The following is a 14746-nucleotide window of genomic DNA, read 5'->3' on the forward strand; positions in this document are numbered from 1 at the left end:
GAAGGGATGGCCCCGCCTGGATGACTGGGCGGGGCTGTCTATATTTCCTTATTGGTATATAATTTCTCCCTGCCAATTTAACAGAAAAAGATTGAGAACATTTATTGCAGCATCACTGATGGATCTAGATATATCGGCCTCGCTGAAAGGGCCATGGAACTGTTCTATCTCCAGTGGAAAGCTATACCCTTTGAATACAGAAGTATCTTTCGTCAATATGGCTTGCTGGAAATCCGCTCGATTGACTCTGCCTTCACTGAGAAAGTAACGCGCAATGAAGAAGCGCTTTCCGCCTTCTGGAGGGAAGAGGCTCACCGCCACCATACCGCTGTACCGGCAATGTTCTCTTTGGGAGATGGTTGCCTGTCTTGGCAGTTTCGGTGCCTTGGCTTCCAGCAATTCAGAAAGTTTCAGCTCTGCGGCGGACGAGTAATCTTCTTGAATGGGACTAGTTTTACCTGCTGCTGCCAGATCAACGACGACGACGTTGTCCAGAAAGCAAATATCTGAAACTGCGACGTCTTTAAGCTGCGGTGTGCTGGGTGTAGCTGATGCTGTGATAATAAAGTTACTTAAAGCGGCAAACAGGATGGGGTGCATGAATGTAGTCTAACGCATTCAGACTGCGCGAATGGATTGAAGCCAGCGACTTGAGTCTCACAGCGGATATAGGTTTTTATACCCGCGCTCCTGCCCGTGCCAGCCGGAGCGTTTACAGGCCGACTCCCTCGTAAATGTCGTCCAGTGACAGCGGAACGTTCAGGCACGGCAGGTTCAGCGTCCCTTCCCCTTCCTCGTAGTGCTCGTCCCACCCGTCGCCGTTCCTGATGTACAGGCGAGCGGCGCCGGTCGCCGTGTCGACCAGCAGATAACCCTGCACACTGGGGAGGGCCGTGTAGGCGAGGAGTTTCTCGCGCCGGTCGAGATCGCGGGTGCTGGGGCTGAGGACTTCCACGACGAGGCACGGCGCCGTGAGGAACGTGGCGGCATCGTCCACGGGGTCACAGGTGAGCACGAGGTCCGGGTAGTAGTACCGGACACCGCCCCACTGCGGGATGCGGACGCGCATATCGCTCTGATACAGGCGGCAGCCCTGGCGCAGGGCCGTGCGGTGAAGTGCCGCGCCGATATTCATGCTGATCAGCCCGTGCCTGCTGGTGGCTCCCGCTCGGGCCTGCGGACTGTCCTCACCGTGCAGGGCATACACAAAGCCCCAGACGTATTCACGCTTGACGGGACTCGTTTCCTCGGTGCGGAGGTACTCCTCTTCCGTCATCGTCCTCAGGGCCGGGCCGCTCATGCCTCCATGCTACGCGCCGGACGCTTTACCGGAGCACTCTTGCTCTGGACGTATGAAAAGGCCTACGGCCCCGGCCAGTGCCGGAGCCGCACGCTCTCAAGCCCCCGGGTCTTTTACTTGCGCCGGATTCGCTCGGGGGCGAGTTCGGGCCTGGGCGTTTGCAGGCTGTGCAGCAGCAGGGCGAACACGATCAGGCCGTGCAGGGCCAGCAGGCTGAACAGGGCCATCTCGGGCTGGCTGCGGTACCCGTAAGCGCCGACGAGCTGGAAGAGGATCAGCGTGAGCAGGACGCGGGTGCGGCGGTCGGGAAAACGCAGGTAGGCGTAGGTGCCTGCCAGCATGCTGAATAGCAGGGGGAGTGCCAGGGTATTGAGCATTTCTTGACCCATATCTCATTTTCTCGGAAGCGGAGGGGGACAATCGCCATGTTACCCAGACAGGCACAACAAGGGTTCCTGGCCTTCCCCACGAGAGAGGCGGCGGCAAACCATCCTAACACTGGTAGCGGGCAAGCCGAACCGGGTCAAGCTGGTAGTCGCGCAGCGCGGGGACATCCAGCCAGCCGTTCTGAAAGGAGAGAGGCCGGTCCAGCAGGTCATCCTCCAGTTTCAGCACGAAGCTGAGTTCGCAGGGCTCCGTCACCTCGGCCTGGGTGGACAGCAGGGCGGCGTGCAGGGTGCCGAGGCCGCTGCTGGCCTGCGAGCCGACCATGCCACGCTTGCCCTGGGCGGCGGCGGCCCGCAGCATCTTCAGGCCGTCGGTAAAGCCGTTGCGGGCGGTCTTTACGTTCAGGATGTCGAAGGTGTTGAAGTCCAGTTCGCGGGCCAGGTCGGCGGGCGTGAAGCAGGAGTCGTCCGCCACAATGGGCAGGATGGACCGCGCGTGCAGGTCGGCGCGTGCCCTCAGCTCGCGCACCGGGAGCGGTTCCTCCACGTAGGTCAGGCCCGCTTCCCGCATCGCGGCGAGGGCGGCGGGGGCCAGGTCCGGCGTGAGCGTCTCGTTGCTGTCGGCGTAGAGCTGCACGTCCTCCCCGAAAGCCCGGCGCAGGTCACGGATCACCGCGAGGTCGCGGGCGTGGTCGCGGCCCACCTTCACCTTCAGGCAGCGCACGCCCACCGTGACCACCCGCTCGGCCTCCGCCAGCATCCCGGCGGGCGTCCCGATCCCCAGGATAAAACTGACCCGCACGCGGGGATTCGGCCCCAGCAAGGTGTCCCAGAGCGTCAGACCCTGCGCGCGGGCACGCGCGTCCCAGAGCGCCATGTCGAGGGCGCCGCGAGCGGTGTGGTTGTTCGCCACATTGTTCCGCACCCGGTTCAGCGCCGCCTCGTCCGTGATCTCCAGGCCCTTCAGGGCGGGTTCGAGGTGTTGCAGGATCGCCACCACGCTCTGCGGCGTCTCCCCGTAGATGGTGGGGCGCGGGGTGGCCTCCGCGGTGCCCACCGTCCCGTCATCGAGGGTGACGCGCACCAGGACGTGCTCGGCGGCATCGAGGGCGCTGTGGGCCCCCCAGGCGAGCGTCCCCCGCAGCGGCAGACGGTAGGGGATGCCTTCCACCCGCGCCACCCCCGGCCCGCTCATGCCCACGCCCCGATGGCGGCGGCGACCTGCCCCGGCGAGAGGGCCACCGTGTCGAGCAGCAGGGCACGCCCCGGCGGCAGCGTCCGCAAAAAGGCCGCCGCCGCGTCCGGGTCGTAATGCTGGCGCTCGGTAAGCACGATGCGCGTCTTGGCGAGGATGTCCCCCGGCGAGTCCCCCTCCGCTTCCAGCGCGGCGAGGGCGCCGAGTTCGGCGGGGGTGAAGACGGCGTCCACGCCGGGCAGCGCGGCCAGTTCCGCGCGCAGGTTGCCTCCGGTGTGCCCGCCAGGCATCCGGTCGAAGGCGTCCGCGCGCCCCAGCAGGCGGCGCACGCGCACCACGTCCGGGGCGTGCAGCGCCACGAAGCGCCAGGCGGGAAAGTGCCGCGCCGCGTACTCCACCTCCTCCAGCCCGCGCAGCCCGTCGAAGAGGGGCCGCTCGCCCCAGTGGCGCGTGTCGGCGGTCAGGGTGCCCAGCGCGTAGGCCATGCCGCCGGGGTGCTGTTCGCGGTAACGGGCGGTCAGGCGGAAGCGTTCGGCGCGGTCGCTGACGGGGCCGCCGCTCACGGGCCAGATCATCACCCGGTCGGTGATCTCGCGGCGGTCGGGGAGCACCCGCGCCTGGGGGTCGGCCGCCCGCAGAGCCGCCAGGGCGGTGCTTTTGCCCACCCCCGTCACACCGACCAGCACCGTCAGGGGCAACTCGGCCAGCCGCCGCTCGTGGGGGGAGGCGGGGGGGGCCGTATGCAGGTGATCCAGAGGGGCGAACATGCCCGGAGTCTAAGGCGACAGGCTGCCTTAAGGCTGGCGTAAGGTTCAGTCAACCCAGGGTGAGGAGAGGCCCCTCACTTCCGGCTGGAAGCGTTTCTAGACTCAAGCTGGAGGCTTACTGATGGCGCGATTGCAAGGCAACAGCGGTGGCGGCTGGGGGACAGTGCTGCTCATCATCCTGATTCTGGTGGTGCTGTTTTTGCTGGTCTACTTCCTGTACCTCAAGCCCCGGGGGCTGCTGAACCTCGGCTTCTGAAGCGGGCCCTGCCGCTCTGCGCCCCCCGGGGTGGCGGCCTGCACGCGGTCCCCGGTTTCCCGGGGGTTTCGCACGGCGTCCGGCCAGCGGCAGGTGGCCCCAGCTCCCCCGCATCCTCTTTTCCCCAAACGGAGACAGCTCATGATCAAAGGCAAGGAACTGCTCGGACGGAATATCGTGGCCATCGACAACGGCGAGCGCGTGGCCAGCGTGCATGACCTGGTGTTCGACCATCAGGCCAACCAGTTGCTCGGTCTGCTGGTGGACGAGGGCGGCTGGTTCCGCGCCGCCCGGGTGGTGCCCTTCGAGGCCGTGCGCGCCTTTGGTGAGGACGCGGTCATGGTGGACAGCGCCGCCTCGGTGACCTCCACCCGCGACGACGGGCGGCTGGCCGAAGTGCTGGATTCCAAGATCAGCCTGATCGGCCTGACGCTGCTGACCACCGACGGCGAGAACCTCGGCAAGATCGCGGACGTGTACTTCGACGAACACACCGGCCGTGTGGAGGGCTACGAGGCGACCGGCGGCATCTTCAGCGACCTGAGCAGCGGCCGGACCTTTGTTCCCGCCCCCGAAAGCGTGCAGATCGGTGAGGACGCGGCCATCGTGCCGGTCAGCGTCGCGGCGGCCATGCAGGAGCAGGAGCCGGGCGGGCTGAAGGGGGCCGTTCAGTCGGCAGGTCAGAGCCTCAGCGAGGCGTACCAGAACGCCGCCGACAGCGTGAAGGAGGGCTACGGCAATATCGCCGAGGCCACCAAGGAACGCCAGAAGGAATACGTGGTCGGCAAGACGGCGGGCAGCGACCTGACCCTCGACGACGGCACGGTGCTGGTCCACCAGGGCGACGTGATCACCGCCACGCAGGCTGACCGGGCCGAGCAGGCGGGCAAGCTGGGGGCACTGGCCGTTGCCGCGACCGGCGGCGCCATCAGCGAGGCCTACGGCAACGCCCGCGAGCAGGTGCAGGGCAGCTACGAGGACCTGCGGAACGCCACAGCCGAGCGCCAGAAGGAATACGTGGTCGGCAAGACCGCCGGGACCGACGTGGTTGCCGAAATGGCCGACGGGGTCAGCGAGGTGATCGTCCATCAGGGGGCCACCATCACGCCCTTCCAGGCCGAACGCGCCGAGCAGGCGGGCAAGTTGGGGGCACTGGTGGCCGCCGCGACCGGCGGGGCGGTGCAGGACCGGGTGCAGGCGTTCCGGGAGCAGCAGCTTCCCGCCCCGAACACCCTGGAGGCCACCATCGGCCGCCGCGCCAAGACGGATGTCCGCGCTCCCGGCGGCGGTCTGGTCGCCGCGCAGGGCCAGATCGTGACCCCCGCCATCGCGGAGCGTGCCCGGCACCTGGGGGTGGAGCAGGCCTTGATCGCGGCCACGCTGGGCAGCACCGCGGGTTCGGGGACCGCCGGGGCGAGCGCGGCGCTGGCGAACGGCGTGTCCAGCGTCAGCGAGGGCGCCAGCAACCTGCTCGACCGGGCCAAGGCCTGGCTCGGCGACAAGCGCCAGGAGGCCGAACAGGCCCTGGATCAGCGGCAGCAGGACATGCAGGAACAGCGCATCCGCGACGCCCTGGGCCGCCCGGTCACCCGCGTGATTCTCGCCCCCGACGACAGCATCATCCTGAACGTCGGCGAGATCATCACCCACAAGGCCATCGACGAGGCCCGCTCGGGCGGCGTGCTGGACATCCTGCTCGACAGCGTGAGCAAGGAGGAAGTGAACATCAGCCCCCTCGCCGCCCGCCCGCACGAGACGGGAAGCGCCGCCCTGGAAGGCCAGCCCGAACTCGGCGCGGATCAGACCGAGCAGCCCGCCTCCGGCCGAATCATCACCGACCCCAACGCCCCCAAGACCCAGAGCTGAGGGCATAAGGAGAGGGGCGGGCCTTCCGGGGATGGGAGGCCCGCCCTGTTTGGATGACGGCTCAGGATGGCCGCGAAATGTCGGCTGCGTTTTTGGAGGTAGGTGGTGAGGGCAGCCTATAGCTGCCGCCCCCCTCTGTTCCGCAGCTTTACAAGTCCCCCGCGAGGGGAGAGGAGCAAAACCGCCGCTCACGCGCTTTCTTCTGAAGCGCATCACCCCAAGTTGAACCGCTGAAAGCTGAAGGCTGCCCCTGACCGCTAATTCCTGAAAATCACCTCCTCCCGTCCGAAGGAGCGCAGGGCCAGCAACCCCACCAGCAGGGCGCCGAGCAGGTTCGCCGCGATGGCGGTCAGGACGTGCCCGACGGTCAGGTTGCCGCGCACCGTGTCGAGGATGGCGACCATGCTGCCGAAGAGCGGCAGGGCGTAGATCCCGCCGCTGAGGGTCAGGAAGTCGCTGAATTGCAGCAGCACGGCGGGAAAGACGATCAAGAGGCTCAGGGGCGTGACGTAGGTCTGCGCTTCCTTGTAGCTGCGCGCGTAGATGCTCAGGGCGATCAGGACGGCGCTGATCAGCAGTGCGGCGCTGACCATCGTCCCGAGCAGGGCCAGCGCGCTTCCCAGGGTCAGCGTGAGCTGGCCGCCGAACGCCTGTGTGAGTTCGGTCGGTGCCCCGGCGAGGGCCGCCCGCGCGATCAGGCCGCTCAGCAGGAACCCCAGCACGCTGAAACAGGCGGTCGTGAGGGCCGTGACGGTGGTGGCGAGCAGCTTCCCCGCCACGACCTCGCTGCGGCGCACCGGGGATACCAGCAGGCTTTCCAGCGTCCCGCGTTCCTTCTCGCCCGCTGTGGCGTCCAGCGCGGTCGCCATCGCCCCGGTCAGGATGAAGTTCAGCATCAGCAGCGGGATCAGGAAGGCGAGCTGCCCGCTGCGCCGCTCCTGCTCGGGGCTGGCGTCGATGGGGTCGAGGGTGACCGGCGTCAGCGTCTGCGCGCCCAGGCCCAGCGTGTGCAGGCGCTGCACGGCCAACTCACGGTTGTACGCTTCCACAGTGGACTGCACCTTGGCAAAGGCGCCCGTCTGCGCCCGCAGGCTCCCCAGCTTGGCGTAGACCTCCAATGTGCCGGTGCCGTCGCCCGCCCGGGCGGGCAGGGGAGAGGGGGCGCGCAGGGCCGCGTCCACCTCGCCGGACTGCACGGCGGCTTTCGGGTCCTTCACCGGCACCAGGTCCACCCCGGCCCGCGTCACCGTGCCGCCCGGCGTCTTCTCGTCCTTTGTCAGGGCCGCGCGCAGCGATTCGGGCAGCGTGCCCACCACCCCCACCTTCTGCCGTTCCTGTGCCTGGCCGCCGATCAGCTTGCCCATCAGCAGCGGCAGCCCCAGCGTAAAGAGCGGGATCAGCAGCAGCGGAATCAGGATGGTGCTGGTGAGGGTGCGCCGGTCGCGCAGCGTGGAGAGCAGGTCGCGCGAGGCCACCCGCCAGATGTAGTCAGGACGCACGCGCCGCCTCCCCCTGCCCCCGCACCAGCGCGAAAAAGGCCCGTTCCAGGTTGCGCTCGCCCGTCTGTGCCAGGATGTCCGGAATGGTCCCGACCGTCACCAGGGCCCCCTCGTGCAGGATCGCCACCCGGTCGCAGACCTCCTCGGCCTCGCTCATCACGTGGGTGGAGTAGAGGGTCAGCTTGCCGGGCTGCCGCGTCGCCGTCACGAAGTCCAGCAGCGTCCGCCGGGCGAAGATGTCCAGGCCGCTGGCCGCCTCGTCCAGAATCAGCACCTGGGGGTCGTGGATGACGGCGCGGGCGATCACCACCTTCTGCTTCATGCCGGTGCTGTACTCGCCCGCGCGCACGTCCAGCGTGCGGCCCAGGTCCAGTGCCAGGTCCAGCTCGGCAATTCGCGCGTCGGCCTGCGCCCGCGTCATGCCGTACAGCCCCGCGAAGGAGCGCAGCACCTCCCGCCCGGTCAGGCGCGCGGGCAGGCCCATGCCGCCGTTCACCACGCCCAGCAGGCGCCGCACGGCTTCCGGCTCGCGCAGCACGTCATGTCCGGCGAGCGTCGCCGTGCCGGACGTGGGTTTCAGCAGCGTGGCGATGATCCGCAGCAGCGTCGTCTTTCCGGCACCGTTTGGGCCGAGCAGGCCGAATACCTCGCCTTCCCGCGCGCCCAGGCTCACGTCCCGCAGCGCCGCGTGGTTGCCGTACGTCTTGCTCAGGTTCCGAAGTTCGAGCATCGTGCCTCCCATTGGGGGCGGGTACGGGGGGGAGGACCAAAACGTTTCCGCGTTAAAGTAAAGGCAGCCCGGCTTACGGTCCAGGGGTCCGGGACCGCTTACGATGGGCCAACTTTTCGGTCGGTGGCTTTTTCGCTTTCCCGCTCCTCCGTGAACAATCCCAGCCTCGCGTCAGGAACCTCATGCAAAGGGCATGAGAACCTGTCACAATAGGAAAGTTGCGCTCCAGGGCGCACTTGTACCGAGTTCACGCTCCTGCCTGAGCGGCCTGCCCAGCGGTGGTCCCGCCGCTCTGACCCAAACAATCGGATGTCCGGAGGATAGCGCATGTTCAACCCCCCCACCCTCGAAGATCTGCAAGAAACCCGGCGCGCCAACGAGAAGCTGGTGCTGAGGGCGCTGGAAAGCAAACCCGAATGGGTCGAAACCGAACTGGCCAAGACGACCGGCCTCGCCCTCTCGCACCTGCGCGCCGCGCTGGCCAGCCTGCTCGATCAGGGCCGCGTGCGCCGTTTGCCCGGCACCGGCACCCGCGCGGTCTACGGCCTGGCCGATCCCGGGCTGGCCGACGTGCCCGCCACGCCGCTGACCGAGGACGCCAAGCGCGTGCGTGACTACCTCGAAGGCCGCGCCGACAGTGCGCTGTACATGAGCGAGCAGCTCCGCATGTCCCGCGAGGACGTGATGAGGGCGCTGTCGCTGCTGAACGCCCACGGCATGATCACCTGCACCTTTGTGGGCAGCCTGGTGATCTTCCGCCTCAAGGAAACGCAGGCGCTCGGGCAGGAACAGGCACCTGCCCCGACCGGCAAGAAGAAGCAGGTCGCCTGACCTTCGCCCCGTTGTTCGGCCCCCCGTCGCGGGGGCTTTTTTCTTTGGGCTGACCGGCCCCGGCACCCCCTCTGCTATCCTGAGCTTCATGAAGCTGGTTCTCGCCGTGATTCAGGATGCCGACGCCTCGGGCCTCGTGCGCGTGCTGTCGGAGAACGCCTTCGAGGTCACCAAGCTCGCCAGCACCGGCGGCTTTCTGCGCGAGGGCAACACCACCCTGATGATTGGCGTGCCCGACGAGCGCCTGGCCGAACTCAAGCGCCACGTCCAGCAGACCTGCCGCACCCGCACCCGCCTGGTCACGCCGAGCGTCCCGATGGGCGAGCAGGGCGAGGGCCTGACCGCCGATCCCGTCGAGGTGGCGGTGGGCGGCGCGGTGATGTTCGTGCTGGGCGTGCAGGAATTCGTGAAGGTCTGAGGGGGTCGGGAATGTCCCAGCCGGACCAGCCGCTGCCCCGCCTGTCTCTGGGTGGGCAGCCGGTGCCCGTCCTCGGACAGGGGACCTGGATGATGGGTGAACGGCCCGAACGCTACCGCGAGGAACTCTACGTCCTGCAACTCGGCCTCGACCTCGGCATGACCTTGATCGACACGGCGGAGATGTACGGCAATGGTGCTTCCGAGCGTCTGGTCGGGGAGGCGATCCGGGGCCGCCGCGACGAGGTGTTTCTGGTCAGCAAGGTGCTGCCCAGCCATGCCACCCGGCCCGGCACCGTCCAGGCCTGCCAGCAGAGTCTGGGGTGGCTGGGAACGGATTACCTCGACCTCTACCTGCTGCACTGGCGCGGCCCGGTCCCGCTGGAAGAAACCGTCGAGGCGCTGGAAGGGCTGAAGGCGTCCGGCCAGATTCGCGCCTGGGGCGTCAGCAACTTCGACCCGCAGGACATGCGCGAGTTGAGCCGGGTGCCGGGCGGGGAGCAGGTGGCGACCGATCAGGTCCTCTACAACCTCACGCGGCGGGGGATCGAGGTGGACCTGTTGCCGGAGTGTCAGGCGCAGGGGCTGCCGGTGATGGCCTACTCGCCGGTGGAGCAGGGGCGTCTGCTGCGGCAGCCCGTCTTGCAGGAGGTGGCGCGGCGGCACGGGGCGACGCCCGCGCAGGTGGCGCTGGCCTGGGTGCTGCGGCAGCCGGGGGTGATCGCCATTCCCAAAGCCTCCCGTGAGGAACACGTCCGCGAAAACCGGGCGGCGGTGGACGTGCGGCTGAGTGAGGAGGACCTGGCGCAGCTCGACCGGGCCTTTCCGGCGCCCATGCGGCCCGTGCCGCTGGAAATGCTGTGAGGGTGTGGTCGAACAGGGGTGCGGCTGCCCAGCTCAGTTGGCCCACTTGCAACCCGGACTTGCTGTGCAAAAGCAGGGGAGGCGAGAGCTTTTGCTTTCTCCTGCTGAAGGCTGACTGCTGAATCGCTCGTCAACCCGCCCTCACGCCCCGTCAGCGTAGAGCGGCGAGGCTGAAGCGTGCCCCGTTTCCTCCTGACCGCCGCGCTTCTCGCCCTGAGCCTGACTGCCAGTGCTGGTGCCGTTGCCGTACAGCCCGCCTGGACGCTGAAGAACACCTCTTTCCTGGGCTTTACCGACCGGGGCGAGGTCGTGACCCGGCAAGGTGGGGCCGCCCCGGTGCTGGAACGCCTCGACCCACGAACGGGCGAGGTCAGAGGAACGGTCGTCTTTCCGGAGGCGGGCAATGATCTGGGCCTCCTCGCCTTCACGCCGGACCTGAAGACCTTCGCGTGGCTGAACCGGGCGGGCGACCGGCTGACCGTCCGCACCCCGGAGCGGCGCTGGGAGGCCAGCATTCCGGGGGTGCGCGGCACTCAGGCGCTGGTGTTCAGCCCCGATGGGCGGACCCTTGCCGCCATGAACGTGTACGGCTACGTCCAACTATGGGACGTGGCGGGGGGCGAGCGCCGGGCCACCCTGCGGCTGCACAGGCAGCCGCGTAGCCTGACCTTCCACCCGTCGCGGCCCCTGCTGGCCGTGAACGAGGCTCTGGGGGCGGGCAGCGTCACCCTCTGGAACACGGATACGGGCCAGAAGGTGTTGACCGTGCCGGGGCTGTCGGGTGTCTTGCACCCCTTCCAGTTCGCGCCGGACGGCACCCTGCTGACGGGCGTGGGCTACAGCGCCGGGTTTCTCCAGCTTGGTCTGGACCGGCTGGGGCAGGGGGACTGGGGCGTGAGCCTGCGGACGCTGCCCACCTACACCGAACCCTGCCCGCCGCGCAGCCCGGCGAAGGTCTGTGCCCGGGGCGTGCGCTCCGCCAGCTTCAACGCCGACGGGAGCCGCGTTCTGCTGAACATCTCCCGCACCGCGCAGGACATCCCGGCGGCTCTGCTGTACGACAGCCGGACCGGCAGGCGGCTGAAGACGATAGACATCACCGATGCCTGGGCCACCCTCACCCCCGACGGCAGGGGCCTGATTCTGAACAACTGGCAGGGCGAGGTTAAGGGCGCACCCCTGCCCTGACCTACTCCACCCCCAGCGCCGCCAGTTCCGCCCGGAGCTGCGCGGCGTTCTGGTAGCGGACCGCGTGCATCCCCACCGAGCGGGCCGCCTCGGCGTTCTGGGGGCGGTCGTCCACCATCACGGCCTCCTCGGGACGGACGTGGGCGAGGTCGAGGGCGAGGCGGTACATCGCCGGGTTGGGCTTCAGCAGGCCCAGGTAGCAGGACGTGAAAAAGGCCAGCAGGAACTCGTCCAGCCGGTAGGTGCGGATGCGGTATTCGTTGAGGTCGCGGCCCTCGTTGTTCAGGGAGTACATGCGCCAGCGCTGGCCCAGGTCACGCGCGAAGGCCAGCGTCTCCGCCTGGGGCTGACTCACGGCCTCCATCGCGGCGCGGAAGTCCTGCGGGGTGAAGGCGCGCCCCGTGTGGAAGATGGTCTGGTCCAGATATTCCGCGAGGCTCATGCGGCCCCGTTCCAGTTCCGGCACGGCCAGCTTGTGCCGCTCCGCGAAGTCCTCCGCGTCCAGCCCGAAGCGGGCCACCACCTCCGCCCGCTGCTCCCGGTCCCAGCCGTTGGTGAGCAGCACGCCGCCGATATCCCAGAACACCGCACGAATCGTCATGTCTGAAGGTAGCGCAGTGGGGAGCGGTCAGCTTTCAGCAATCCGGGGTTAGGGATCAGGTGTGAGGGGTGAGTGAAAATTTGACGCTTCCTCGATCCACCCCCTCACTTCGTGTCGTACCAGTTCGGCCCGATGCCGACCTCGACCGCGAGCGGCACGCTGAGGTGCGCGGCGTTCTCCATCACCTTACAGGTCAGTCGGGCGATGTCCTCGGCCCGGTCCTCCGGGGCCTCGATCAGCAGTTCGTCGTGGACTTGCAGCAGCAATCTCGCGCCCAGCGCGTCGAGTTCGTCCGCCAGGCGCACCATCGCGATCTTGATAATGTCGGCGGCGGTGCCCTGGATCGGCATGTTGTAGGCCAGCCGCTCGCCCGCCTCGCGCAGCGTGCGGTTCTGCGACTTCAGCTCGGGCACGTAGCGGCGGCGGCCGTACAGCGTCTCGACGTAGCCGTGTTCGCGCCCGAATTCCAGCGTCCGCTCGATATAGCGGCGGATGCCGGGATAGGTGCTGAAGTACACCTCGATGAAGCTGGCCGCCTCGGTGTAGGGAATCGCCAGCTCATTGCTGAGGCGGTGGGCGCTCATGCCGTACAGCACGCCGAAATTGACGGTCTTGGCGGCACGGCGCTGGTTCGGCGTGATGGCGTCTTCTGCCAGCCCCAGCACCTGCGCGGCGGTGCGGCGGTGAATGTCGGCCCCCTCGCGGAAGGCCTGCCGCATCAGCTCGTCGCCGGAGATGGCCGCCAGCAGCCGCAGCTCGATCTGCGAGTAGTCGGCGCTGATCAGGCAGTAACCCTCGTCCGCGATAAAGCCCTTGCGAATCTCGCGGCCCAGTTCCGAGCGGATCGGGATGTTCTGGAGGTTGGGGTTCAGGCTGCTGAGGCGGCCGGTCGCGGCGGTCGTCTGGTTGAAGGTGGTGTGCAGCCGCCCGGTGTGCGGATTCACCAGATTCGGCAGCGGGTCGAGGTAGGTGCCGCGCAGCTTTTCCAGTTCGCGGTATTCCAGCAGCGCGGGAATGATCGGATGCTCGTTCCGCAGCGGTTCGAGGGCGCTGACGGCGGTGCTGCGCTTGCCGGTCAGCTTGGTCTTCTTGCCGCTGGCCAGGCCCAGTTCGTCGTACAGCACGGCTTCGAGCTGGTCACGGCTGCGGATGGCGAACTCGCGGCCCGCCAGCCGGTGAATCTCGGCCTCCAGGCTGGCGATGCGGCCCGCGGTGGCCTCCGACAGCCCCCGCAGGTAGTCGCTGTCGAGCCGCACGCCGCGCACCTCCATGCGCTTCAGCACGGCGGAGAGCGGTTTTTCCACGTCCTCGTAGAGCTTGCGGCGGGCCTCGTCGAGTTGCGGGGGCAACTCCCCCAGCAGGCGGTAGGCGATGGCGGCCCGGGTCGCCGCGTCGTCCGGCCAGGCGGTGTGCAGGTAACGCTCGGCCACGGTGGGCATATTGGTGTTGGCCGGGTCGAGCAGGTAGGCGACCAGCAGGGGATCGTCCCCCGGCTCGATCTGCGTCCCGCGCACGCTGAGGTGGGCGGCCAGGGCTTTGGCCCCCGCCGCCGTCACCGTCCGCTGCCCGATGAACTCGGCCTCGCTGACGGTGGGCGGGAAGAGGGCCGCCTGGCGTTCCGCCGCCTTCTGCACGGCCCTGGCGGCTTTCTCGGCGGCCTGCTGCTCCTTTTTGGTGAGCTTCTTGGGCGCCTCGTCCGCCTGGGGATCGCTGAAGAGGGGACCGCTCGGCGCGGCGGTGTCCAGCACGGCCACGGCCTCCGCCGTGCTCCCCGCGCGCTCCTCCACCGGGGCCACCCGGGCCACCTTGCCGTCGAAGGTCGCCGCCGCGATCAGGTCGGCCGTCAGGTCGTCCTCACGCGACAGGACATAGCCCCAGGTTACGCCCGCGCCTGGGGTACGCCACTCCGCGATCTGCGGGGCCTGGAAGGTGTCCGGGTTGGTGGGGGCGTCGGGCGCGTCGGCATCCTGGGTGCCTTTGCTCAGCCCCAGCACGTCCCGCTTCAGCGAGGCGAGTTCCAGCTCGTCCAGCAGTTCTTCCAGGCGCCGTGGATCGCCTGCCCCGCGCGCCGTGCCCAGTTCCACCTTCAGCGGCAGGTCAGTCACCATGCAGGACAGTTCGCGGCTGAACAGCACGTCCGCCTCGGAGGCCAGCAGCTTCTCGCGGGTGCCCTTCGGTTCGAGCGTGCCCGCCTGCGCCGCCGCCAGCACCGCGTCCAGCGTGCCGTACTCCTGCAACAGTTTGGCGGCCGTCTTCGGCCCGATGCCCTTCGCGCCGGGGATGTTGTCGCTGGCGTCGCCGGTCAGGGCGCGGTAGTCCACCCACTGCCGCACGGTCACACCGTACTTGGCCAGCACCTCGTCCGGCCCGATCAGCGAGAAGTCGCTCGCGAGGACGCGCACGTGATCGTCAAGGAGCTGGTAGGCGTCCCGGTCGCTGGTCACGATGCGGACCTGAAAGCCCCGGCCTTCCGCCATCTTGGTGAGGGTGGCGATCACGTCGTCGGCCTCGTACCCCGGTTCCTCCAGGCGGGGCCAGCCCAGCGCGTCCACGATCTCCCGGATGCGGTTGATCTGCGCGGGCAGGTCGTCCGGCGTCTGCGCGCGGCCCGACTTGTAGTCGCCGTACTGTTCATGGCGGAAGGTCTTGACCGGTGGGTCGAACACCACGATCACCTGGTTCGACGCCTGCCGCGCCAGACGCAGCGTGTGCCGCAAAAAGCCCAGAATCGCGTGCGTCGCCTCGCCCTGGCTGTTGTGCAGCGGCGGCAGCGCGAAGTAGGAGCGGTACGCCAGCGCGTGCCCGTCGATCAGCACCAGCGTGTCGGGAGAGGGGGCAGTCATGGG

The 14746-nt window shown here is 68.1% G+C and carries 15 protein-coding genes; 6 read left to right on the top strand and 9 right to left on the bottom strand.

The features are described from left to right. Positions 1 to 48: 48 nt before the first annotated feature. From E5F05_RS09700 to E5F05_RS09720, 5 genes are all read right to left on the bottom strand, one after another. A complete protein-coding gene (locus E5F05_RS09700; RefSeq protein ID WP_129118422.1) occupies positions 49 to 600 on the bottom strand; it encodes a hypothetical protein in 552 nt (183 codons plus the stop codon). Positions 601 to 712: 112 nt separating this feature from the next. Continuing rightward, positions 713 to 1300 (bottom strand): Uma2 family endonuclease, encoded by a 588-nt coding sequence (locus E5F05_RS09705; RefSeq protein WP_129118423.1) that lies wholly within the window; start codon positions 1298 to 1300, stop codon positions 713 to 715. Between the two features lie 113 nt (positions 1301 to 1413). Then, positions 1414 to 1689, bottom strand: coding sequence for a hypothetical protein (locus E5F05_RS09710; protein ID WP_164973425.1), 276 nt, complete (start codon positions 1687 to 1689; stop codon positions 1414 to 1416). A 103-nt stretch (positions 1690 to 1792) separates the two neighbouring features. Continuing rightward, a complete protein-coding gene (locus E5F05_RS09715; protein ID WP_129118424.1) occupies positions 1793 to 2881 on the bottom strand; it encodes an enolase C-terminal domain-like protein in 1089 nt (362 codons plus the stop codon). After that, the gene (locus E5F05_RS09720; RefSeq protein WP_129118425.1) at positions 2878 to 3648 is read right to left on the bottom strand and encodes an ATPase; all 771 of its coding nucleotides are present in this window, start codon (positions 3646 to 3648) and stop codon (positions 2878 to 2880) included. The genes E5F05_RS09715 and E5F05_RS09720 overlap by 4 nt, the downstream gene beginning before the upstream one ends. Before the next feature lie 121 nt (positions 3649 to 3769). Here E5F05_RS09720 and E5F05_RS21905 point away from each other — a divergent pair, with 121 nt between their 5' ends. Together E5F05_RS21905 and E5F05_RS09725 are read left to right on the top strand one after the other, a co-directional pair. Continuing rightward, positions 3770 to 3904, top strand: a complete 135-nt coding sequence (locus E5F05_RS21905) for a hypothetical protein (protein ID WP_260177328.1) — start codon at positions 3770 to 3772, stop codon at positions 3902 to 3904. Between the two features lie 141 nt (positions 3905 to 4045). Continuing rightward, the gene (locus E5F05_RS09725; RefSeq protein ID WP_129118426.1) at positions 4046 to 5770 is read left to right on the top strand and encodes a PRC-barrel domain-containing protein; all 1725 of its coding nucleotides are present in this window, start codon (positions 4046 to 4048) and stop codon (positions 5768 to 5770) included. A gap of 257 nt (positions 5771 to 6027) precedes the next feature. Here the strand turns inward: E5F05_RS09725 and E5F05_RS09730 are convergent, their stop codons facing one another. Both E5F05_RS09730 and E5F05_RS09735 read right to left on the bottom strand, forming a co-directional pair. Then, on the bottom strand, positions 6028 to 7269 hold the full coding sequence (locus E5F05_RS09730) for an ABC transporter permease (RefSeq protein ID WP_129118427.1): 1242 nt from the start codon (positions 7267 to 7269) through the stop codon (positions 6028 to 6030). Next, entirely contained in the window at positions 7259 to 7999 is a 741-nt protein-coding gene (locus E5F05_RS09735; RefSeq protein WP_129118428.1) for an ABC transporter ATP-binding protein, read from the bottom strand. The genes E5F05_RS09730 and E5F05_RS09735 overlap by 11 nt, the downstream gene beginning before the upstream one ends. Positions 8000 to 8326: 327 nt before the next feature. Between E5F05_RS09735 and E5F05_RS09740 the strand changes: the two genes are divergently transcribed. The 4 genes from E5F05_RS09740 to E5F05_RS09755 all read left to right on the top strand — a co-directional run bounded on the left by E5F05_RS09740 (position 8327) and on the right by E5F05_RS09755 (position 11299). Then, positions 8327 to 8830 carry a transcription initiation factor IIE subunit alpha family protein gene (locus E5F05_RS09740; RefSeq protein WP_129118429.1) on the top strand — a complete coding sequence of 168 codons (504 nt, stop codon included), beginning with the start codon at positions 8327 to 8329 and terminating at the stop codon, positions 8828 to 8830. Between the two features lie 88 nt (positions 8831 to 8918). Next, a complete protein-coding gene (locus E5F05_RS09745; RefSeq protein WP_129118430.1) occupies positions 8919 to 9248 on the top strand; it encodes a cyclic-di-AMP receptor in 330 nt (109 codons plus the stop codon). A gap of 11 nt (positions 9249 to 9259) precedes the next feature. Then, positions 9260 to 10111 carry an aldo/keto reductase gene (locus E5F05_RS09750; RefSeq protein ID WP_129118431.1) on the top strand — a complete coding sequence of 284 codons (852 nt, stop codon included), beginning with the start codon at positions 9260 to 9262 and terminating at the stop codon, positions 10109 to 10111. Between the two features lie 177 nt (positions 10112 to 10288). Next, positions 10289 to 11299, top strand: a complete 1011-nt coding sequence (locus E5F05_RS09755; protein WP_129118432.1) for a WD40 repeat domain-containing protein — start codon at positions 10289 to 10291, stop codon at positions 11297 to 11299. 1 nt (position 11300) lies between these two features. Here E5F05_RS09755 and E5F05_RS09760 read toward each other — a convergent pair whose 3' ends face one another. Together E5F05_RS09760 and polA are read right to left on the bottom strand one after the other, a co-directional pair. After that, the gene (locus tag E5F05_RS09760) at positions 11301 to 11900 is read right to left on the bottom strand and encodes an HAD family hydrolase (protein WP_129118433.1); all 600 of its coding nucleotides are present in this window, start codon (positions 11898 to 11900) and stop codon (positions 11301 to 11303) included. 104 nt (positions 11901 to 12004) lie between these two features. Beyond that, on the bottom strand, positions 12005 to 14743 hold the full coding sequence (polA, locus tag E5F05_RS09765; RefSeq protein WP_129118434.1) for a DNA polymerase I: 2739 nt from the start codon (positions 14741 to 14743) through the stop codon (positions 12005 to 12007). Positions 14744 to 14746 lie beyond the last annotated feature (3 nt).

This window comes from Deinococcus metallilatus (assembly GCF_004758605.1).
Lineage (GTDB): Bacteria > Deinococcota > Deinococci > Deinococcales > Deinococcaceae > Deinococcus > Deinococcus metallilatus.